The organism is Peptoniphilus ovalis (genome assembly GCF_018919265.1).
GTDB lineage: Bacteria > Bacillota > Clostridia > Tissierellales > Peptoniphilaceae > Peptoniphilus_A > Peptoniphilus_A ovalis.
Genome location: NZ_JAHLQO010000001.1, coordinates 100408 through 120847 on the forward strand (window position 1 = coordinate 100408; position 20440 = coordinate 120847).

General features: G+C 31.3%; 25 protein-coding genes. 11 read left to right on the plus strand and 14 right to left on the minus strand.

Features of this window, described 5'->3' with window-relative positions; translation table 11 throughout:
* Positions 1-26: 26 nt before the first annotated feature.
* The 6 genes from KQI68_RS00455 to proC form a co-directional block, all read right to left on the minus strand.
* The gene (locus KQI68_RS00455; RefSeq protein WP_216547962.1) at positions 27-341 is read right to left on the minus strand and encodes a DUF3870 domain-containing protein; all 315 of its coding nucleotides are present in this window, start codon (positions 339-341) and stop codon (positions 27-29) included.
* Complete coding sequence (locus KQI68_RS00460) at positions 338-1141, minus strand: serine hydrolase (RefSeq protein WP_246541197.1); 804 nt, start codon at positions 1139-1141, stop codon at positions 338-340. Before KQI68_RS00460 ends, KQI68_RS00455 begins: the two co-directional genes overlap by 4 nt.
* Before the next feature lie 3 nt (positions 1142-1144).
* Complete coding sequence (locus KQI68_RS00465) at positions 1145-2323, minus strand: DUF819 family protein (protein ID WP_216548509.1); 1179 nt, start codon at positions 2321-2323, stop codon at positions 1145-1147.
* A gap of 28 nt (positions 2324-2351) precedes the next feature.
* Positions 2352-3443, minus strand: coding sequence for a dipeptide epimerase (locus KQI68_RS00470; RefSeq protein WP_216547964.1), 1092 nt, complete (start codon positions 3441-3443; stop codon positions 2352-2354).
* A 233-nt stretch (positions 3444-3676) separates the two neighbouring features.
* The gene (locus tag KQI68_RS00475) at positions 3677-4243 is read right to left on the minus strand and encodes a DJ-1 family glyoxalase III (protein WP_216547965.1); all 567 of its coding nucleotides are present in this window, start codon (positions 4241-4243) and stop codon (positions 3677-3679) included.
* Between the two features lie 8 nt (positions 4244-4251).
* Positions 4252-5016, minus strand: a complete 765-nt coding sequence (proC, locus tag KQI68_RS00480; RefSeq protein ID WP_216547967.1) for a pyrroline-5-carboxylate reductase — start codon at positions 5014-5016, stop codon at positions 4252-4254.
* A 90-nt stretch (positions 5017-5106) separates the two neighbouring features.
* Here proC and KQI68_RS00485 point away from each other — a divergent pair, with 90 nt between their 5' ends.
* Together KQI68_RS00485 and KQI68_RS00490 are read left to right on the plus strand one after the other, a co-directional pair.
* Positions 5107-5667, plus strand: a complete 561-nt coding sequence (locus tag KQI68_RS00485; protein WP_216547968.1) for a chromate transporter — start codon at positions 5107-5109, stop codon at positions 5665-5667.
* A complete protein-coding gene (locus KQI68_RS00490) occupies positions 5660-6217 on the plus strand; it encodes a chromate transporter (RefSeq protein ID WP_216547970.1) in 558 nt (185 codons plus the stop codon). Before KQI68_RS00485 ends, KQI68_RS00490 begins: the two co-directional genes overlap by 8 nt.
* A 24-nt stretch (positions 6218-6241) precedes the next feature.
* On the opposite strand, the gene KQI68_RS00495 is transcribed toward KQI68_RS00490, so the two are convergent.
* Together KQI68_RS00495 and KQI68_RS00500 are read right to left on the minus strand one after the other, a co-directional pair.
* Positions 6242-7180 (minus strand): phosphoglycerate dehydrogenase, encoded by a 939-nt coding sequence (locus KQI68_RS00495; protein WP_216547972.1) that lies wholly within the window; start codon positions 7178-7180, stop codon positions 6242-6244.
* Positions 7181-7196: 16 nt separating this feature from the next.
* Positions 7197-8033, minus strand: a complete 837-nt coding sequence (locus KQI68_RS00500) for an alpha/beta fold hydrolase (protein WP_216547973.1) — start codon at positions 8031-8033, stop codon at positions 7197-7199.
* 127 nt (positions 8034-8160) lie between these two features.
* Between KQI68_RS00500 and KQI68_RS00505 the strand changes: the two genes are divergently transcribed.
* The 9 genes from KQI68_RS00505 (at position 8161) to mazE (ending at position 15507) form a co-directional block, all read left to right on the plus strand.
* Positions 8161-9723 (plus strand): SH3 domain-containing protein, encoded by a 1563-nt coding sequence (locus tag KQI68_RS00505; protein WP_216547975.1) that lies wholly within the window; start codon positions 8161-8163, stop codon positions 9721-9723.
* 9 nt (positions 9724-9732) lie between these two features.
* Complete coding sequence (locus tag KQI68_RS00510; protein WP_216547977.1) at positions 9733-9900, plus strand: hypothetical protein; 168 nt, start codon at positions 9733-9735, stop codon at positions 9898-9900.
* A gap of 170 nt (positions 9901-10070) precedes the next feature.
* On the plus strand, positions 10071-10499 hold the full coding sequence (locus KQI68_RS00515; RefSeq protein WP_216547979.1) for a MaoC family dehydratase: 429 nt from the start codon (positions 10071-10073) through the stop codon (positions 10497-10499).
* Between the two features lie 24 nt (positions 10500-10523).
* A complete protein-coding gene (locus KQI68_RS00520; protein ID WP_216547981.1) occupies positions 10524-11621 on the plus strand; it encodes a poly(R)-hydroxyalkanoic acid synthase subunit PhaE in 1098 nt (365 codons plus the stop codon).
* Positions 11622-11627: 6 nt separating this feature from the next.
* Positions 11628-12698 carry a class III poly(R)-hydroxyalkanoic acid synthase subunit PhaC gene (phaC, locus tag KQI68_RS00525; protein WP_216547982.1) on the plus strand — a complete coding sequence of 357 codons (1071 nt, stop codon included), beginning with the start codon at positions 11628-11630 and terminating at the stop codon, positions 12696-12698.
* Positions 12699-12820: 122 nt separating this feature from the next.
* Positions 12821-13387: an RNA polymerase sigma factor gene (locus KQI68_RS00530; RefSeq protein WP_216547984.1), complete on the plus strand. Its 567-nt coding sequence runs from the start codon at positions 12821-12823 to the stop codon at positions 13385-13387.
* Positions 13380-14147: a hypothetical protein gene (locus KQI68_RS00535; protein ID WP_216547986.1), complete on the plus strand. Its 768-nt coding sequence runs from the start codon at positions 13380-13382 to the stop codon at positions 14145-14147. Before KQI68_RS00530 ends, KQI68_RS00535 begins: the two co-directional genes overlap by 8 nt.
* A 73-nt stretch (positions 14148-14220) precedes the next feature.
* A complete protein-coding gene (locus KQI68_RS00540; protein ID WP_216547988.1) occupies positions 14221-15183 on the plus strand; it encodes a 3-hydroxyacyl-CoA dehydrogenase family protein in 963 nt (320 codons plus the stop codon).
* Between the two features lie 96 nt (positions 15184-15279).
* Positions 15280-15507 (plus strand): type II toxin-antitoxin system PemI/MazE family antitoxin, encoded by a 228-nt coding sequence (mazE, locus tag KQI68_RS00545; protein ID WP_216547989.1) that lies wholly within the window; start codon positions 15280-15282, stop codon positions 15505-15507.
* Between the two features lie 105 nt (positions 15508-15612).
* On the opposite strand, the gene KQI68_RS00550 is transcribed toward mazE, so the two are convergent.
* The 6 genes from KQI68_RS00550 to cysS are packed head-to-tail and all read right to left on the minus strand — an operon-like array spanning position 15613 to position 20433.
* The gene (locus KQI68_RS00550; RefSeq protein ID WP_216547991.1) at positions 15613-16611 is read right to left on the minus strand and encodes a zinc-ribbon domain-containing protein; all 999 of its coding nucleotides are present in this window, start codon (positions 16609-16611) and stop codon (positions 15613-15615) included.
* 9 nt (positions 16612-16620) lie between these two features.
* Positions 16621-17169, minus strand: coding sequence for an NYN domain-containing protein (locus KQI68_RS00555; RefSeq protein ID WP_216547992.1), 549 nt, complete (start codon positions 17167-17169; stop codon positions 16621-16623).
* Positions 17170-17181: 12 nt separating this feature from the next.
* On the minus strand, positions 17182-17889 hold the full coding sequence (gene rlmB, locus KQI68_RS00560; protein WP_216547994.1) for a 23S rRNA (guanosine(2251)-2'-O)-methyltransferase RlmB: 708 nt from the start codon (positions 17887-17889) through the stop codon (positions 17182-17184).
* A complete protein-coding gene (thyX, locus tag KQI68_RS00565; RefSeq protein ID WP_216547995.1) occupies positions 17886-18647 on the minus strand; it encodes an FAD-dependent thymidylate synthase in 762 nt (253 codons plus the stop codon). The genes rlmB and thyX overlap by 4 nt, the downstream gene beginning before the upstream one ends.
* On the minus strand, positions 18644-19051 hold the full coding sequence (locus KQI68_RS00570) for a Mini-ribonuclease 3 (RefSeq protein ID WP_216547997.1): 408 nt from the start codon (positions 19049-19051) through the stop codon (positions 18644-18646). Before KQI68_RS00570 ends, thyX begins: the two co-directional genes overlap by 4 nt.
* Positions 19036-20433, minus strand: a complete 1398-nt coding sequence (gene cysS / locus KQI68_RS00575) for a cysteine--tRNA ligase (protein ID WP_216547999.1) — start codon at positions 20431-20433, stop codon at positions 19036-19038. Before cysS ends, KQI68_RS00570 begins: the two co-directional genes overlap by 16 nt.
* Between the last annotated feature and the right edge of the window lie 7 nt (positions 20434-20440).

Here is a 20440-nt window from a genome sequence, read left to right on the forward strand (position 1 = left end):
TAAAAAAAGAGCGAGTTCCCTCGCCCTTAATTTTTAATATTTTTATACTTTCGCAGCGCATCTCTGTATGCAAAAACTATAGCTTTATCTGAAGATGCAAAGTATCTATTGGTTATTTCATGGATTATAACTTTTTCATCTTCTATAAATTTCTTGCCATTAAATATATTTTTTATAAAGTCTCTAGTAAGCTCTAGAGTTGCATTGCAATCGGTGTTTAATATTTTTTCTGACTCTGTATCAATTTCAAATGCCATATAAAAGATTCCATATATCTTTGTGATTGCATTGTCCAAATTTGTTCTTGCCTCTCCAGTTATATAAATCGTTTTATAATTCATCTTTTTAAAACTCCTAGCTCATCGTATATTAACTTAGAAATTCTGCCAATACTTTCCTGTGCATCTGCATTTGAATCTGCATCATTTATTAAGACAACTAAGATATAAGGATGATTTTCTATTAAGAATATCCCACCATCATTTTCTAAATTATCTAAATCGCCAGACTTATTTGCAATTTTTACATCTTCTGGCAAAAATCTTTGAAGTCTTTGTCTCTCGTGCTGTCTTAAAAGTATATCAAGCATAGTTTCGCAGTATATTTCATCTACTACTTCTTTATTGTAGATTTTTTCTAAAATATTTGCAATATCTTTTGAACTAGTGAAGTTATCTAAGCCCCTTTTTGCTGCATCTGAGTCCATCATTTTTCTTTGAAGAATTGTACTTTCTAAATTTAATTTTTCAGCTCTTTTATTAATTCTATCCTTTCCAACTAAATCTATAATTATATTAGTTGCAGAGTTATCGCTTACTATAATCATAAGAGTTAAGAGCTCTCTTAGTGAAAATTTATGTCCCTCTTCAAATTCTTTTAATATTCCAGATCCGCCAACGATTTTATCTTTATTTATCTCTATCTTATCATCTAAAGAAAATTTCCCTTCTTTGACAAGTTCAAAAGTCTCAATCATTATAAGAAGTTTTATCATACTTGCTGATGGAACTTTATTCTCTTCATTAAATCCAAATCCATTATTTTCTTTTAAGTCATAAAAAGATAGAGATATATTTCCAGAGCTTTTTTCAATAATTTTTTTTACTCTTTCTTTTAATTCATTATCCATAATATTTTTCAAAATTTAGAACATTTTTAAGATTTGTCCCATTCCAATTCCAAAGAAGTTTCCTACTGCTGCTCCAAGTACTCCCATTAGTACACCTATACCTGCATAAGATGGATCATAAGCTGATGCAACAATTGGTGCAGAAGCAGACCCTCCTATATTTGCAAGGGAAGCTGTAGAAACCATGCATAAATCCCAACGGAAGAATTTTGAAAGGATAAACATTAATACTACGTGAATTGCCAAGATAAATAATCCATAAACTATCCACATTGGAGCAGCCATTAAGTCAACTATTGATGCAGTAGATGCAAGTAGTGAAACAACTGCATATAGATAAACATTTGATAATTCTTCAACTGCTGGAAGTTTACCAATTGGAGAAAGTGCACAGATAAGTCCTAAAATTGTAACGAATAAAGTTGTTATAGTGCCCTTGTCAAACATCCCAAGTCCCATATTTGTAAACACATCTGACATTTTTGCTCCAACAAATTGAGAAATTGCAGAAACTATAAGTGATAAACCTATTAAGAAAATCCAGTCAGATGAATCTGCATGTTTCTTGCCTTTAGCGACTTCTTGAACTGCTGCATCTGCAACCGCTTGAAGTTTTGTAGTATCTGCATTAGTTGCCTTGTTCCATTTTGGAGCATATCTTACTGCAAGAAGTAAAAGAGCAATCCAAAGTGAATAACAAACTGTATCAAGTGCAAGTGCACATGAATAAGCTCCTGCATCTACTGGGAGAGCTGCTTGCATTGCCGCCATATTAGCTGATCCTCCAACCCAAGATGCGTAAAGTGCTGCAACTGCTGCCCATGTATCTGTTCCAAGTGTTGATTTAAAAATTGGATAACCTATTAAAAATCCAACAAAAAGTGTCAAGGAACAACCTAAAAATATAGCTACCATTCTTCCACCAAGTTTTGCAAGTTTTCTAAAGTCACAACGAAGTAGCATTACAAATATCATTGCGTATAGCAAATTATTTTTCAAAACCGAATATGCATTGGAGCATGCTTCAGAATTATATAGTCCCATCGTGCAGAAAATCATATTAAGTACGTAAATAAATACAAGTGGTGGCACTACATTAAAAACTTTCCATTTTGTGTATTTTTCTAGTGCTAAAAGTGCTCCTGCTATAAACATTAAAAATGCAATATAAGTAAAACCATTATTAATAACCATACTCACTTATCCTTTCTCTCAATAGTTTTTAATCAAAATATTTTATTCCTTCAATTCCTTTAATTCCAAGTCCAGGTTCATTTGATACAGTGATTTCTTTTTCATTAAACACTGCCCCACCTTCAATTGGATCTTCTAGGCAAAGCACAGGTCCATCTAAATCGATTTTTGTGATTACACTCTTAGCACATGCTAGGTGAACTGCTGCGTTAACACTTACTTTGGCTTCAAGCATACAACCTATCATGCACTCTATTCCAACAAGCTCTGCCATGCTTGTAATTTTAAGTGCATTGTAAATTCCTCCGCATTTCATTAGTTTAATATTCACTAAATCTGCTGCCTTCATTTGAAGAATTGTCATTGCATCTTCTGCAGAAAATACCGCTTCATCTGCAAGAACTGGCACATGTGAGTGATCAGTTACATATTTTAGCCCTTCATAATCTCTTGCAAGTACTGGTTGCTCAACAAGTTCAATATTTAGATTTTTTTCTTGCATTTGATTTAAAATTTTAACTGCTTCTTTTGGTTTCCAAGCTTGATTTGCATCGATTCTAATATCAACGTCATTTCCTACAGCTTTTCTAATTGCTACAAGCCTTTCTGTATCAAGTGATGGATCAATTCCAACCTTTACCTTTAAAGTATCATAACCTCTTTCAATGGCATTAATTGCATCTCTCGCCATTTCTTCAGGATCATTGACACTTATTGTAATGTCTGTAATAATTTTATTTCTGCTGCCACCTAAAAGTTTATAAACAGGAATATTGTAAAGTTGTCCATATAAATCCCATAGCGCCATGTCACAAGCTGCCTTTGCAGATGAATTTTTTACGATACAGGAATTTAATGCCTTCATATTTTCTTCGAAGTCTTCAATATCTCTTCCGACCATAGTCTTTATGATATGGTCTTTAAATGCCCCTATAATTGAAGCAGTTGTCTCTCCAGTGATAGCTCCTGTTGGAGGTGCTTCACCATATCCAATATTTCCTGTGTCAGTGTGAATTTCAACAATAATATCTTCAACACTACTAACTGATCTAAGAGCAGTTTTAAAAGGAACTCTTAGTGGAACTGAAATCTTGCCTAATTTGATGTCTGTAATTTTCATTTTATTCCCTCACTCCTTTAAGTATGCAATCGTTTTTGTGAATTATGTGAGTATCAAAAAAATCCCGCAAAACGCCAATTTTTGTTTTACCGGGATTCATATTGTTTATTGAATTAGTGCTAATAATTCACGCAAAATGATGCAGTTACTCTATTAAATTATTAAAGTTATTATATGAAAATATTTTCAAATTGTCAATATTTTAAAACAAAAAAGCGGTTTAACCGCTTCTTTTATATAAACTCTTTTAATTTGTGTAGAAGAAATCCCTTAGAAACTTCTTCTGCTTTTTCTTCTGATGCAAGTTGTTTTACAACTTCTACTGCAAGTAGAACTGCAAGGGCTGGTCCCATTGCTGTTGTAACATTTTTTTCAACTACAAAGGCTTTATCTTGTGGGTCTTTGACTTGTAGTCTTTCTTCCACACCTGGGTAGCATGTAAACTTTCCGTCTTTTAAGACTTTTGCTCTGTCAAGAACTTGTGGTCCTGCACATATTGCAATTACTTTTTTCTCATCGTCGTTAAATAAGTTTACACATTCTACAACTCTCTTATTGTTCATAAGATTTGTAGCACCAGGTTGTCCCCCTGGAATGTAAAGTGATTTGTAATCATCAATATTTATTTCATCAAAGACTTTATCTGCCTTTACCACTACATCGTGAGCACCTCTAACTTCAGGTCTATCATTAATTGATACTAAATCAACTTTAAGTTCTGCACGTCTTGCCATGTCAACTACAGTTAGCGCTTCAACTTCTTCGAATCCATCTGCCAAAAATACCAATAAATCCTTCATAATTCCTCCTAATTCTTCATTATAGAGTCTACTGCATTTATCACAGAAGATCTAAATCCATCTTCCTCCAAACTTTTTAATCCCTTTATTGTCGTACCTCCTGGAGTTGTAACTTGATCTTTTAAAACTCCTGGGTGAAGTCCACTTTCTTTTACAAGGCTTGCTGCTCCAAGCACTGCTTGTGAAATGCATTTATAAGCCATTTCTCTTTTCATTCCATTTAATACAGCTGAGTCTGCTGCAGCTTCTATAAACATGTATACATAAGCTGGCATGCAGCCACAAACTGCTTCATATATTTTAATATTTTTTTCTTCAATTATTTCAGTTTCGCCAAAGGCTTTAAGTACTTCTCTAATTTCTTTTAGTTCATCTTCTGAGATATTTTTCCCTGGGCAAATTCCTGTCATTGATTTTAAAATCTTTGCAGGTGTGTTAGGTAGTGCCATTAAAAATTTTTTATCTCCAAGTTTTGCTTCTAGCTTTTCTAGGTCATAGCCGCTTGTCACAGAAATTAAAATTTGATCCTCTACTTCATCTTTTATCTTATCTAAAACTTCATCATATGCATAAGGCTTAACTGCAAGAATAATTGCATCGGAATTTTTTACAACTTCAATTTCACTTTCTACAATTTCAGCACTTTCATATTCTTTAAAGCTTTCTCTCTTGTCAGCATTTCTGTCATAGAGATATGTTTTTATATTTTTATCTAAAAGACCTGTCGCCATAGCAGAACCCATGTTGCCAAGTCCTATAATTCCCATTTTCATAGAAAACCTCTCCTTTAACTCTATTATACATTAATTTGTGGAATTTTAAAGCTTTTGATATAATTGATGAAGTGAAGGAAAGGTGATGTAATGAAAGATATATCTTTATTTAAACTCTTTATGACTTTTTTTAAGATTAACGCCATTACTTTTGGCGGAGGCTATACAATTGTGCCTGTAATTAAAGATATTTTTGTATCAGATTTAAATTTAATAGATGAAGATGAAATGTTAGATATTGTTGCAATTTCTCAGGGTGGACCTGGTGCTATGGCAATATCTTGTTCTGTTTTAACGGGATATAAATTAAAGGGACCTGTTGGGGCAGTGACTTGCCTTGTGGCATCTTCTCTTCCATGTCTTATAATCTTATCAGTGATTTCAAATTTTTACCAAGAATTTAAAAGTAATTTTTATATCAACGCAGCTCTTGAAGGAATCAGTGGAATTATTTCTGCAGTGCTTTTTATAACTGTATTTAATATGGCTAAATCATCATATGCTAAAAATCCAAGATTTACTGTAATTATGATGATTGCAAGTTTTATACTTGGATTCTTTACAAATATTAATACTGGACTTATTATTTTATTCTGTGCAATAGCTGGAATTTCTTATTTTGGAGCAATGGAGAGATCAAAAAATGTTTAATTTATTTACTGTATTTTTTAAAATTGGATGTTTCGCCTTTGGTGGCGGATACGCAATTATACCACTCATTTCTAAATATGTTGTAGAAGAGCATGGTTGGATTAGTCCAAGAGAATTTATTGACTTAATCTCAATTTCTCAAATGACTCCTGGACCAATTGCAATTAACTCCGCAACTTTTGTAGGTCAAACAATTCACGGACTTCTTGGAGCAATTGTCGCAACAACTGGACTAGTTATGCCGCAATTTATACTTATGATGATTCTTGGATACTTTTTATTTAGCAAGAATAAGAAGTTTAAGATAATGGACTATTCCCTACTTGGAATTAAGGCAGGAGTTGTTTCACTTATATTTATAACAACTCTAAATTTATTTAGAACATCAGTCTTTCCCAATGGATTTACCTTAAATAATTTTAGCATTGCAGCACTTATTTCTTTTGTACTTGGATTTATTTTGTATCTAAAAAAAATAGACCTATTTAAATTAATAGGCCTTGGTGCAATTATTGGAATTGCAATAAAATCATTTATAACATTTATTTAAAGTGTAGGATTATCTACACTTTTTTTAATATCCCTTGTCAAAGTCAACAATATTTCTAAAATCTCCATCATTTTGTAAAGCCTTTAAATTGTGATAGGCTGTACTAAATTGTCTCTTTTCCAAATCTTCTGAGATAAAAGAAATGTGTGGATAAATATAGACATTTTCCATATCCCAAAGTGGAGATGATTTTGGTAGCGGCTCTTCTTCGAACACATCAAGAGATGCTCCCTTAACTCTACCTGATTCAAGTGCTTTTATTAATGCATCTTCATCAACAGTTGGTCCTCTAGAAATATTTACTACAACTGTACCTTCTTTTAATTTATTAAATCTATCTTCGTTTAAGAAGTGATAAGTCTTAGAAGTGTGAGGAAGACACATTATTACATAATCCATTTCAGAAATAACTTCATCAAGTTCTTTTATTGAATAGACATTGTCAAAGGGCTCAACTTTTCTTCCATCAGTGTTAAATCCATTAAGCTCCATTTCAAATCCCCTAAGTCTTTTGGCTGCTGCAACGGCAATTGTTCCCGTTCCTAAGAAAAGTGCCTTCTTGCCATAAAGATTAAATCCCTTTGTTCTTCTGTTCCACTCTTTTCTCTTTTGATTTTCAATATTTAACATATCATTTTTTTCAACTTGAAGAAGTCCATAGACTATCCACTCTGCAATTGGATCATCGTAAGCTCCATTGTTGTTTGAAAGAATAATATTATTTTCTCTTATATAATCTAAATCTAAAAAGTCTATTCCAACAGAAGTTAAAAATATATATTTTAAATTCTTGTGATTTTTATAATCTAAATCTTTTAGATTAATAGCTCCAATTAAAACATCTTCGCCATAATCTTCTTTTTCATTGGGATTTTTTTCTGAATATGTCACTAATTCATATCCTAATTCAGTAATTTCCTCTCCAAATTTTCTTGCAAGTCCTTCATTTGTAAGAACTTTCATAATATCCTCCTTCTAATTATTTCTCTGCATATTCTTTAATGTATTTTAAAACTGTATCGAATCTATCTGTAAGTGGTGAATGTCCACAATTATCTAGTCTTTCATAAATTGAACCTGTAATTCTTGCAAGTAGCTTTCCCTCGATGTAGTTTATAACTAAATCATCGTAGCCATGCAGTATTATGCTGTCAAATTTTAATCTGCCTTTATTATATTTATACTCAGATAAAATATTTGCAACTTCATCTACATTTCTCTGTTGAAGTGCGGCGTATACATTTCTTTTAAATTCATCTCTATGCGGATTTTTTACATTATAAATCACGTGATTAAATAAATTTGTTACTGAAATTGCTCGAAAGCTATTACCATTTATTACATTATAACCCATAAATCCCATGTTAAAATTTATAATATCGCTAAACAAATCTAAATTTCCCATATCTGGTCCATGATTTACAAAGGGTTTGTATCCAGCTGGAGATATAAATACTGCATTTTTTATTCTATCTAATACTTCTTTATCATTTGCAAGCTCTAGGGTAATTGCCCCTCCAAAGGACCAGGATACAATTGAAAAGTTATTCAAATCCTTTTTTAAAATAAATTTTTTAATATCATTTTTAAAATCATCAATTGATGTCACCTCTTTGTTGTAAGTGCTATTTCCGTATCCTCTCATATCTATTGCAAAAATTTTTTTATCTTTTAATTCTTTTATTAAATTTAAAAAGCAAACTGATGAACTCATATTGCCGTGTATAAATAAAATAACTTTATCTGATGAAACATCATTTTCTAAATAAGCTATCTCTTCTTCATCTATTTTAATTTTGTCGTATTTAATCTCCATGAATTCACCACATCCTTTCAAAGTTAATTATATTCTAAAGCTTTAATTTAGTAAATCCTGGGAAACATCACAAATATTGTAAAATTTCTCTTACTATATTATAATTAAAAAATAGAAAGGAGTCTTTATGAGTATTTTTAGGACTTTGCCTACAACAATTAAATTTAATCCTGAAGAAAAAGTCCAAATTGCAAGCGCTGAGCTTGTGAGTGGAGTTTTTTCAATTGCAATTGATGTACTAAATACTTCTGACACTTTCATCGACAATATTGAATTTGCAGTAAAATTTAAGTCCATTGATAAAGCATACTTATTTAATGGCAGTGAATTTTATTTTTCACAAGATGTAAATGTTGAGCCTTTTAAAAGATATTATTTACATCCAATTTTATTAGACGAAAGATTTGAAAATGCTAGAGCCATTGAGTTATACATTTCTAAATACACATCTGGCTCAAAGACTGTCACACTAACTGACAAGCCATATTCTATTTCACTTCCAGTTATCCCAGAGAGAAAACACGACAAAATCAAAGAAACTCTTGGCGATGAAATTAAAACTTACGGTGAAAATCAAATTAATTTTTGGAGATGTGTCTGCGGTAATATTAATAATAGCGATGTAACTGAATGTCACTTCTGCGGAAGAAATAAAAACTTCGTGTTAAACAATTTAACTGAGCCACTTATTAATTCTAAGATATTAAATGTAATTGAAAATACAAAATCAAGCTCTATAGAACATTTAAAAAGGCTTGAAACTCATTTGACTCAGACAAACTTATCAAAGATTGCACCTAATATCGAATCAATAAAAGAAGATAGAACTAATGATGTAAAGCTTTCGAAGAAGAAATTTCCAATCAAGCAAGTTTTTATGACGCTAGTATTAATTTCACTCTTCACAGTTTTATCTTTCTTCTTGTACAAGAATTTTATAAATTACAGAGACAAATCAAAGATTAAAGATGCCGAAGCTTTAATAGTTGAGGGAGAATATAAAGATGCACTTGAAGCCTTTGATTCCGTAAGCTCAAAGAACAAAGATAGAAACTTAAGCTCAGAAATTGAAACAACAAAAAAACTTCTATTATCAGATGAAAATTACAAAGCTGGACTTAAAAGTTATGAAGAGAAAAATTATCTAAACGCAGCAATTAATTTTAAAAAGGTAATTGCTGAAGATGAAAAGAATTATAAAGATGCACAGGAAAAACTTCTTTCTATTGAAAAAATTACAATTCTTCATGCAGAGGATCTTGTAAAAGAAAATAAAAGAGAAGAAGCTTTAGTTCATCTAAATGCCTTTTTAGAAGTCGTACCAGGCTCTGCCAATGCGACAAATCTTAAAAATGAAATTGAAAATAGAATTTCTACAAATATTGACAGAGATAAAAATTCTGATGAAAATTATGAAATCAAAAAAGATGAAAATGATGCATCAGAACTTTCTAAGAGATCAACTGCCCTACTTCACAATTACAAAAAAGTAATCACTGAAAAGGCAAACTTAAGACAAGAACCAAGTACAGAATCAGATATAATTAAAATTTTAGAAAATGACACAGAACTTTATATCTTAGAGACAAAAATTGAAGGCACTAAGAGAATTTGGTGTTATGTCGAAGTTAAAAATGACGAGACAAAGGAAAATCTAAAAGGTTGGATTTCCGATAGAACATTGAATTAGGAGTCTGAAATGAAAAGAAAATTAATTGTTTTAAAAGATTCTTTTGTAAGTAGAATTAACAAAAAGAGAAAAACTTGCGAGTTTTTCTGCATAAAAAAATATTTCGCAGGCTTTTTAATCTTATTTTTGTTTTTGATTTTAGTTTTAGTAAAATTAATAAAATATATTTTTCAATGAGACTCTTTTAGAGTCTTTTTTTTTACAAAAATTTTTATCCTGAAAATTTAAAAAACTAAATAATAAAATATTCTGTAATTTATTTAATTAAAGTTTTAATTTATTAATGTTGTGATATAATAAATATAGATAATGTTAATTAAAGTGATTAAATTGAAAGGGTGGGAGCTATGTCAAATATAAAAATTATTGAAAAGATGTACGATGAAATTAAAATCGGAGATGAAGCAAGTATTTCTAAAGTAATAACTGATGAAGATATTGTTAAATTTAGTGAGGTTTCCCTTGATAAGAACCCTCTACACCTTGATGATGAATTTGCAGAAAAAACAATATTTGGCAAAAGAATAGCGCATGGATTTTTAGGAGCATCGCTAATTTCTGCTGTGTTAGGTACTAAGCTTCCTGGAATTAATACGATATATATGTCTCAATCACTTAAGTTCTTGGCCCCTGTTTTTATAGGAGATGAATTAACAGCAACTGTAAAGGCAAGTAAAAAGAGAGACGATAAAAATATGATTACTTTTGAAACAACTGTAGTTAATCAAGATGACAAAAAAGTTATATCTGGAGAAGCTATTGTTAAAAAAGACTAATAGAAAATAGAAGGAGATGAAAAGATGAACAACATGTTTAACAATTTTTTTGAAAATCAAAAGAATATGATGGATTCATGGACAGATATGATGAAGAATTATCAATCTAATTTCTTCAACATGAATGATTTCTACAAAGGCAAAAATCCATTTGAAAACTTCTACAAAATGTACAACCAAAACTTTTTAAATTACACAGGCTCACCTAAAGAAGTGTGGGCAAATCTTCAAAAGAGCTCTCAAATCTACTACGATATGTATGAAGTTTACAAGAGCTTTGTTGAAAAAAATATGAAACCACAAGCTGATTTAATTAAGAAAAACCTTGAAGATTTTATGGAAAAAAGCGGAAACTATATTGATGATTTTTACAGTGCTATACTTCCACAAGAATTTTATGCAGTTTTTAAACAAAGCATGGAACTTAACCAAGCTATGCAAAAATCTTTTAATTATTTTTACCAACCACTTCTTAGCAGCTTAAATAATTTAACTGATGCATACTTTACTGGAATGTTTAAAGACCCAGAAGGATTTTTAGATTTCTTTGAAGATTGGAGAAATAATTATCTAAATACATTTAGCAAAATTCTTGAAATGCCTATGATGGGTATCTCTAGAGAATCTCAAGAAGGAGTTTTAAAAGCTACTGATAGATTTATAAAGATGATCGCTTATCAAATGGAATTAATCACAAGAATTGTCATCTCTTCTAATAAAAACACTGTTCAAGTATTTGAAGATATGATTACAAGAGCTGAAAAGGGCGAACAAATTAAAAGCTTCGAAGAATTTTATCAAGCTTATAGAAGTTCACTTGATAAAGCTTTTGACCAATTATTTTATTCAGATGAGTTCTCTAAACTTTTAGCTGCAGTTCTAGATGCCAGTATGGAATTTAAGATGATTAATGACAAGATTCTTGAAAAACAATTACAAGCATTCCCTGTAGTTTTAAAATCAGACATCAATAGTTTCTACAAAACTGTATATGATCTTAAAAAAGAAGTTAGAGCTTTAAAAGAAGAAATAAAAACTTTAAAAGAGGCTCCAAAGAGCACTACAAGAACGAGAACTAGATCTACTGCAAATAAAACAACTGATTCAGATAAGAAGGAGTGATGAGATTTGGATAATAAATTTAACGATATGCCAATGATGAAAGCCATGTATGATTATTTAGATGCGCAAGAAAAAATTTTATCAGGCTTAACAAATTTAATGGATGTTGATTATTCAGGTTCTGATTCTACTGAAAAAGAATTAGTTTTTGAAATGGATAAAATGAAGCTATATCACTACAAGCCTAGAGTTGCAAAGCCAAACAAATACCCTATGCTTATAGTTTATGCTCTAGTTAATAAACAATATATGATGGACTTACAAGAAGATAAATCACTGATTAGAAATCTACTTGATGGCGGACAAGACCTATATATAATCGATTGGGGCTATCCAACTCAAGAAGATCAATACCTGACAATGGGCGATTATATAAATGGATATATAGATACTTGTGTTGATATAATTTTAGAAAGACATAAATTAAAACAAATCAACTTACTTGGAGTTTGCCAAGGCGGAACTTTTTCACTGATTTACACAGCACTAAATCAAGAAAAAATTAAAAACCTTGTGACTCTTGTAACACCACTTGATTTTTCAACTAATGATGGACTTCTATTTAAGTGGGGTAAATATCTAGACGTTGGAAAAGCTGCCGAAGCTTACAGAGTTATCCCAGGTGACTTTATGAACATGGGATTCTTAATGCTTAAGCCTTTTGACCTTGCAGTGGATAAATATTTAAATATCATTCCAATTCTAGACGATCCATTAAAACTTTCAAACTTTTTGAGAATGGAAAAATGGATCTTCGACTCACCTGCCCAAGTTGGAGCAACTATTAAAGAATTTACAGAAGAAATGTATCATAAAAATTCTCTTTACAAAGGAGAATACGAACTTGAAGGCGAAAGAGTTGATTTAAAAAATATCACTTGCCCAGTTTTAGTAATTCTTGGACAAAAGGACAACCAAGTTCCACCAGCTGCAACAAGACCAATTATAGAAGCAGTTGGCTCAACAGATAAGGAACTTGCAGAATTTAACACAGGTCACATTGGAATCTTCGTAAGCGGCAGAAGCCAAAGAGAAGTTGCGCCAAAGATAAACGACTTCTTAAACGAAAGAAAATAAAATAATTTTAAGAGGCTCTTCGGAGTCTCTTTTTTTACATATTTTTAATAAATTTTTAATTTAAATGAACCTTTTTGGTATTAGAATAGTCTTATATATAGATGCATCTAAAGGGGGTGCCCATGGACTTAGAAAATGCTAAAAAAATTGTAAATGGAATAAAAGCAGGAGACAAAAAATCTTTTGACGAGCTTTATGAAGAGTATTACTTGATTTTATTTAGAACTGCTTACTTAATACTTGGAAATAAAGAAGACTCAGAAGACGTGCTTCAAGACACTTTTGTTTCAATTTATACAAATATAAATAGATTAAAAAATCCATCAAAATTAAAATCTTGGATTTTCACAATTTTAAAAAATACAGCCTACACAAAATATAAAAATAGAAAAAGAGAATTCCCTGATGATGAAATTTCTAATAAAGTCGATGTAGAAATAAATTCAAATTTAGAAAATGAAATCGCAATAAAATCAGACCTCAAAAAATGTCTTATGGCACTTGGACCCAAGGAGCGTGAGGTAATAGTCCTATATTACTTTAATGAATTTAGTATTAGAGAAATTGCAAAAATCCAGAGAACTTTTGAAGGCACTGTAAAATCAAGACTCTATAGAGCGAGAAAGAAACTAAAAAAAGAAATTGATGATTTAGATGAAAATTTTTTGAAGGAGAGTATTTATGAATAACTTTGATAAGAAATTGAAAAATGAACTTAATAAAATTGCAGAAGATACTTATCCTTCTGATTTTGTTAAAAATAAAATTGATTTAAAAATTGAAAATATGAAAAAGGGAGAACATAAAATGAAAAAGAATAAACTTGCAATTGTAGCTTGTGCGGCTCTTGTACTTTCTATTGGAGTCTATGCCACTGGTAAAATCACTGGCACTATCTCAAGTTCGTCATCAAATTATAATTACACAGAATACATTGACGTAGAAAAAGCAGAAAATAAAGCAGGCTTTGATGCAGAAATTCCTGAAAACTTAGGTGATTATAAATTTGACGGAATAACAATGGTTAAGATGGCTGATTTAGATGAAAAAAATAATGAAATAAATAAAAGAAAAGCAATTGATGTAGCTTATAAAAATGAATCTGATAAGGAAATCACATTGCATATAGATAGGATTTTTGACAATCAAGAACCATTATCTAAAGAACCTCATATGGAAATGAGAAATATAAATGGAATTAATTTTTACTACACTAGGCTTGAAAGTTTATTCCTATCAAATGGAGCTGAATTAACAGATGTGGAAAAAGAAAGAATGGAAAAAGATCCTTTCTTCAATGTTGGTTATGGTGATATTGATGGAGAAAGAGAAAAAAATTTCTCTAAACACATTTTATTTGAAAAAGATGGACTTAAATACTCACTAATGACTGATGATAGTATGGATGTAAATGAATATTTTGACATTGCATCAAGCATAATTAAATAAGATTAAATCATTTTAAGGGACTAGCAATAGTCCCTCTTTTTATGTAATATTTATATATATTAAGGAGGAAGTTATGAAAGTTAAGGATATAAAAAATATTGGTCTCGTTGGAGGAGGACTTATTGGTGCAAGCTTTGCACTCGCCTTTTCTTTGGGAGGACTAAATGCACATATATACACAAGAAGCAAAGAAACCCTTGATGCTTCAGAGGAGATTATTAAAAATTCACTTGATGAGCTCATTAAACTCGGAGTAAAAAAAGAAGATGAGAAAGATGAGATTTTAAAAAGAATTTCTTATACAAATAATTTAGAAGAAGCGATTAAGGATGCAGATTACATTCAAGAGTCTCTAAAGGAAGACTACGATATAAAAAGAAAAGTATTGGCAGATGTGGAAAAAATAATTTCACCAGAAATTCCCATTGGCTCATCTACATCAGGACTAAAAGCCACAGAAATTGCACGAGACATGAAACATCCTGAGAGATTTTTTGTCGCTCACCCTTGGAATCCACCACATCTAATTCCGCTAATTGAGCTTTGCAAAGGCGAAAAAACTGATGATAAATATATTTATCTTGCAAAAGAACTCTTTGAAAAAATTAAAAAGACTCCAATAATTTTAGAAAAAGAAGTTCTCGGTTTTGTTGGAAACAGAATTCAAGCTGCAGTATTTAGAGAAGTGCTAAGTCTTGTGCTCAATGGTGTTGTTTCCATGGAAGATGCAGACAAGGCCGTTACCTTTGGACCTGGAATTCGCTGGGGAATTATGGGACCTTCATTAATTTTAGAACTTGGTGGAGGAAGCGAAGGTATTGCAGGATTTATGAAAAACATAGGACCTTCTATGGAGCTTTGGCTTGAAGACTTGGCAGATTGGGACAAGCTTCCAATAAGTCCAGAGGAGATTGGAGAAATCACTGCACAAGAGCTTAGAAATAGAGATGAGAAGCTTGGAAATAATAGAAAATCTCTTGGAGAATACAGGACTAAAATGCTAGTTGAGTTTTTAAAATTGCATGGAAAGATTTAGAGTTTAAGCAGACAGTCCTAAAGGACAGTCTGCAAAGTTCTATTACATGTGTCGACTTTTAGACTCTTCTCAAATTTTATTGATTGAGGTGATTGTATGTTAATAGCGCAAATAGAAAAGCTCGGAGATTCTTATTTTATTAAACTACCTGAGAAATATGGAAAAAAATTAGAAGTAAATAATGAATACTTTGTAGAATATAAAGATGATGGAAATATAATCTTAATTCCAAAATTAGAAGATTCATTTAAAAAAGCAAAATTTGGAGAACTTTACGAAAAAGAAGTTTGGGGAAATTTTGATTCAATGGAAGAAGAACTCTAAATAAATGTCTGTAGAGATTATTAAAATATGGGACTGTCCTTCAGGACTGTCCCATGCTTCAATAATTCTAAATAAATACAAAAAAGGGGCATGATGCCCCTTAATTTATTTCGCTTCTCCATTTAATGTTCTATAACTTATCCAACCATTTCCAATATTGCACCATGTTCTTCCATCGGCACTCTTTGTATCAAATACATAAACTGCATCGCCTCTGTAAAGTGAATAAGAAACTCCATAGGAAAATCCTGGTCCACTTCTTACATTTGCTCTTTTTGATGTTACATATTGATAAGTTCCTATTAAATTAGCTGCGTTTGATTTCTTAAGTTTTACAACTTGTGCTTCAAGTTCATCAGCTCTCGCCTTTTGTTCCTGAATTTGTGCTTCACTTTTTACTTTTTCTTCGTAACTTACTTTGTCAGTTGTTATTTTATCCTTTAAACTTTTAAATTCTTCATTTTCAGAATCAACTGCAATATATGCTTCAATTGCACTTAGTGCAGAGTCGTACTCATTGTTTCCAATTAATAGAGAAATTTCTGAATTAACTGCTGCGTTAATTTTTTCTTTTAGTTTCTCCTTTTTAGAAATTACTTCAACATCTTCTGTGTTTATATTTTCTAAATATTCTAAAGCTCTGTCATAAGCTCTATTTTCAAAGTTTTGTGTAGCTTTTGCTAGATTTTCTTTCGATTCAAGACTTGAGTCAATTTTATTTATTTCATCTAAGTATTTTTTATTTTCAGTTTTTTCATAAAGCTCTCTATACTTTTCTCTTGCAATGTCATAGTTTTTAGATTCCATGTTAGCCACTGCAGAACTTTCAAGTTTGGATAATTTATATTTATTAAATCCAAAATTAAAAATAAGTGAAAATGCAATAAGCCCTACAACTACAACTGCAAAGATAGTCCCTTTTTGTTTAAATCCCATTGAATTATCTTTAAAAGAATTATTTTCAACTATTTTTTCAGTATCATATTCATAATCTTTATTAATATTTAAAGTTTTGTCGAAATCATCATTTTGTAATTTCGCACCACAGTCCATACAGAAAAGAGCTTTGTCGTCATTTTCTGTTCCGCAATTTCTACATTTCATGTTAACCTCCTAACCATCGCCATTTTCCTGAATAGATTTTTTAAGTTCAATTAGCCTTGTAATGGTGTTTTCATCAAAGGGCGAAACTCTATTTTGTTTTAGTTTCTTTGCAACTAATTCCACTTTGTTTTTAGAATTCTCTACTTCAGCTTGAAGTTCTCTTGCAGAAATTCTCGTGCCACCGCGGGAGAGAATTATTTGCTGCTCCACATTGTCACTTGTTGCAACACGTACATTTGTAAGCCTTCCAATCTCATCTAGCTCTCTTTCAATATAGTGGTCAGCTGTTTCAAATTCCTTTGTGTAAATTATATCTATTCCATCTCTGTGATATGTCTTTCCGCCAGATTTTTTCACCAAGTAGGCATCAAAAACGAGAATTATATGTTCCTTAGTTGTATGAGAAAATTCGATCATATCATTAACTAGGGCTTCTCTTGCCTCTTCAAGTGAAATATTTTTCAATTTTATTAAATTGTCCCATGAATTAATAATATTGTAGCCGTCTACAAAGAGGTAATTCACTCCTCTTTTGTATCTAGTTCTCTTTCTTCTCATTTCTACTAAAGCCTATCTAAAAATTTCATACATGACAATTGCAGCTGCAACTGATGCATTGAGTGAATCAAAATCTGAAAAATTTGGTATAGTAATTATCTTGTCTGAATTTTTAATTAGGTTTTTAGAAACTCCCTTGCCTTCATTTCCTATAATAATTGCTGCCTTACCTGAGAAATCAGTTTCTCTAATATCCTCACCTTCAAGGTCTGTTGCATAAATCCAAAATCCAGCTTCTTTTAATTTTTCTATTGACTGAGAAATATTTGTAACCTTGCACACATCAATATCATAAATTGCCCCAGCAGATGATTTAACCACTGTGTCATTAACAGTTGATGCGCGTCTGTTTGGAAAAACTATTCCATCAACTCCGAAGAAATTACAACTTCTTGCAATTGCCCCAAAGTTGTGTGGATCTTCTATTTTATCAAGGATAAATAATTTTGCATCTTTTTTGTCTCGAAGTTTATTGATTAAATCTTCAAGTTCAATGTACTCAAAATCAGATACAAGAGCCACAACTGCTTGGTTATTTTTTGTCCCAGAAAGTTCTTCTAATTTTTCATTGTCACTTGTAACAACGGGAACTTTTAAATCCCTTGCCATTCCTATAATTTTTTTAATTGAGCCTGTGGCATTTTTGCCCACATAAACTTTTTCTACTTCTTCATTTTTAAGAGCCTCAATTACAGGCCCTCTTCCGTAAATATATTTCATATTAATTCTTCAAACTTCTTTCTAACTTCAGTTATTTTACCGCAAGTCATCTTGCCTTCAGGGCATGGTCCCACAACGCATGCTGGTCCTGCATCTTTAAATAAAATTGGAGAAATTTCTAGGACCTGTCTTAACATTTCTGTTGCAAGCTCTCTTATTTCCCACTGAGCCCTCTCGCAGCATCTAACTTCAAAGAAATGTTGTAGAGTTCTCACATTCATTGTAACAACAATTTTAGTTTCGCAGGCATTTGGAAATACATATCTTGCATCTTCAATTGATTCTTTTTCCACAGACTTTCTTGCCTTCTCAGGATCCATTCCATCTTCAATTAATTTCTTAGATTTTTCATCTACTAAGATTTTTACAAGATTGTCGTAATCTTCTTGATCTCTTTTCATTGACTCGATAAAGATTTTTTTCGCCTCTTCATTTTCTTCAATTGCAGGTGGAATAATGTATTCAAAACTATTTAGTCTTACATATCTTTGTGATTGTTGTGAATAAGATGCAAGTCTATGTCTTACTAATTGATGAGTTAGAGTTCTTGAAACTCCCTCAATTGCAAAGGTAAAACTCACATGTTCAAGTGGAGATAAGTGAGAAAAAGACATAAGTCTATTTAAAAATTTCTCAGTAGACTCCTCAGTTAAATTTTCTGTAATTTCTTCAACTCCAACTGGAGAGTAACAAAGCTTTGCCGATGCGGCAATTGTCTTATCTGGATTCATTGTGTGGGAAATAATTTTTACCTTCATTGGACCATCCTCCTAAATATTTCTCTAATTCTTTCGTATCTCTTTAATAAATATAAATAACCAAATAATGCTTCAACACCAGTTGCGTAGCGATAATCTATGGGATCAGCATTTTTAGGAACTGTGTGTGATTTTGCATTTCTTCCTCTTTTAAAGATTTTCATCTCTTCTTCCGTAATTTCATCTTCTATCTTTTCAAATAGAGCTCTTTGAGATTTTGCTCTGACATATTTAATACTTTCTCTGTGAAGCTTGTTTGGATTTTTCTTTTTGTCTAAAATCTCACTTCTCACTAAAATTTCAAAGCAAGCATCTCCAATGTAAGCAAGGGCAAGTGGCGACATCTCCCTTATATCAGATTCTGAAAATTCTTTGATTTCTAAAAAGTTTAAATTCTCTTCCAAGTTGTACCACTTCTTGTATCTTCAATTTCAATGCCCATTTCCTTTAGTTCATCTCTAATTTCATCGGCTCTCTTGAAGTTCTTTTCTTTTCTTGCAGCATTTCTTTCTTCGATTAATTTTTCAATATCTTCTGATAAATCTTCCTTTTCTTCTTCCATAATTCCCAAAACTCTTGTAAGTTTTTTGAAAATAGCTAATGTTTCTTCTAGGAATACTTTGGAATTTTCTTCAGAAGTTTTTAAATTTATGTCCTTAACTAAATCAAAAATTGCAGTGATAGCATCAGCTGTGTTTAAATCATCTTCCATTGATTTTTCAAATTTTTCTACGTGAACATCAAAGGATTTTAAAATTTCCTTTTCTTCATCTGTAATTGAATCAACAGTGGACTTTTCAATGGCATTTTCAAGCTTGTATTTAGCATTATACAATCTTTCACGAGAATTTTTAGTAGCTTCCATTACATCTCTAGAAAAGTTAATTGGTGAGCGGTAATGAGTTGTCAAAAGGAAAAATCTAAGTATTTCTAAATCAAACTCTTCAGAAACTTCTCTTACTGTGAAAAAATTGCCTTTAGATTTACTCATCTTTTCATTATCAACAGTAATCATTCCATTGTGAAGCCAATAATTTGCAAAAGGAACTCCGTTGCAAGTTTCTGATTGAGCAATTTCGTTTTCGTGATGAGGAAATTGTAAATCCTCTCCACCAGTGTGAATGTCAATATTATCTCCAATTAAAGTCTTTGCCATTACTGAACATTCAATATGCCAGCCAGGTCTACCTTCGCCCCATGGAGCTTCCCAGAAAGGCTCGCCTTCTTTTTTATTTTTCCAAAGAGCAAAGTCTTGTGGATTCTTTTTGTTGTCGTTTATATCAACTCTGTGGCCAGAAATTAAATCTTCAAGATTTTTCTTTGATAGCTTGCCATAATCCTTGGCTTTGGAAATGTCAAAATAAACATCTCCTTCAACTACATAGGCAGCATCTTTATCAATTAAAGTTTTTATAAAATCAATTATCTCATCAATATGTTCAGTCGCTCTAGGATTTAAAGTTTCATAATCATATAAATGAAGACCATTTGCATCTTTTTTAAATTCTTCGATATATCTTTTAGTAATGTCAGTTGTCGAAACTTTCTCTTCATTTGCCTTGTTAATTATCTTATCGTCAATATCGGTGAAGTTTACTACAAATTTAACATCCATTCCCTTGTAATTAAAATATCTTCTTAGGGTATCAAAAACTACAAGAGGTCTCGCATTACCCACGTGGATAAAATTATAAACTGTGGGACCGCAATTATAAATACCAACCTTGCCCTCTTCTATGGGAATAAATTCCTCTTTTTTTCTTGTCAAAGTATTGTATAATTTCATAATTCCT

Coding starts and splice junctions, on each gene's coding strand:
- KQI68_RS00455 (WP_216547962.1), bottom strand. CDS start 341: ATGAATTATAAAACGATTTATATAACTGGAGAGGCAAGAACAAATTTG.
- KQI68_RS00465 (WP_216548509.1), bottom strand. CDS start 2,323: ATGGTTATTAATAATGGTTTTACTTATATTGCATTTTTAATGTTTATA.
- KQI68_RS00470 (WP_216547964.1), bottom strand. CDS start 3,443: ATGAAAATTACAGACATCAAATTAGGCAAGATTTCAGTTCCACTAAGA.
- KQI68_RS00475 (WP_216547965.1), bottom strand. CDS start 4,243: ATGAAGGATTTATTGGTATTTTTGGCAGATGGATTCGAAGAAGTTGAA.
- proC (WP_216547967.1), bottom strand. CDS start 5,016: ATGAAAATGGGAATTATAGGACTTGGCAACATGGGTTCTGCTATGGCG.
- KQI68_RS00485 (WP_216547968.1), top strand. CDS start 5,107: ATGAAAGATATATCTTTATTTAAACTCTTTATGACTTTTTTTAAGATT.
- KQI68_RS00490 (WP_216547970.1), top strand. CDS start 5,660: ATGTTTAATTTATTTACTGTATTTTTTAAAATTGGATGTTTCGCCTTT.
- KQI68_RS00495 (WP_216547972.1), bottom strand. CDS start 7,180: ATGAAAGTTCTTACAAATGAAGGACTTGCAAGAAAATTTGGAGAGGAA.
- KQI68_RS00500 (WP_216547973.1), bottom strand. CDS start 8,033: ATGGAGATTAAATACGACAAAATTAAAATAGATGAAGAAGAGATAGCT.
- KQI68_RS00505 (WP_216547975.1), top strand. CDS start 8,161: ATGAGTATTTTTAGGACTTTGCCTACAACAATTAAATTTAATCCTGAA.
- KQI68_RS00510 (WP_216547977.1), top strand. CDS start 9,733: ATGAAAAGAAAATTAATTGTTTTAAAAGATTCTTTTGTAAGTAGAATT.
- KQI68_RS00515 (WP_216547979.1), top strand. CDS start 10,071: ATGTCAAATATAAAAATTATTGAAAAGATGTACGATGAAATTAAAATC.
- KQI68_RS00520 (WP_216547981.1), top strand. CDS start 10,524: ATGAACAACATGTTTAACAATTTTTTTGAAAATCAAAAGAATATGATG.
- KQI68_RS00530 (WP_216547984.1), top strand. CDS start 12,821: ATGGACTTAGAAAATGCTAAAAAAATTGTAAATGGAATAAAAGCAGGA.
- KQI68_RS00535 (WP_216547986.1), top strand. CDS start 13,380: ATGAATAACTTTGATAAGAAATTGAAAAATGAACTTAATAAAATTGCA.
- KQI68_RS00540 (WP_216547988.1), top strand. CDS start 14,221: ATGAAAGTTAAGGATATAAAAAATATTGGTCTCGTTGGAGGAGGACTT.
- mazE (WP_216547989.1), top strand. CDS start 15,280: ATGTTAATAGCGCAAATAGAAAAGCTCGGAGATTCTTATTTTATTAAA.
- KQI68_RS00550 (WP_216547991.1), bottom strand. CDS start 16,611: ATGAAATGTAGAAATTGCGGAACAGAAAATGACGACAAAGCTCTTTTC.
- KQI68_RS00555 (WP_216547992.1), bottom strand. CDS start 17,169: ATGAGAAGAAAGAGAACTAGATACAAAAGAGGAGTGAATTACCTCTTT.
- rlmB (WP_216547994.1), bottom strand. CDS start 17,889: ATGAAATATATTTACGGAAGAGGGCCTGTAATTGAGGCTCTTAAAAAT.
- thyX (WP_216547995.1), bottom strand. CDS start 18,647: ATGAAGGTAAAAATTATTTCCCACACAATGAATCCAGATAAGACAATT.
- cysS (WP_216547999.1), bottom strand. CDS start 20,433: ATGAAATTATACAATACTTTGACAAGAAAAAAAGAGGAATTTATTCCC.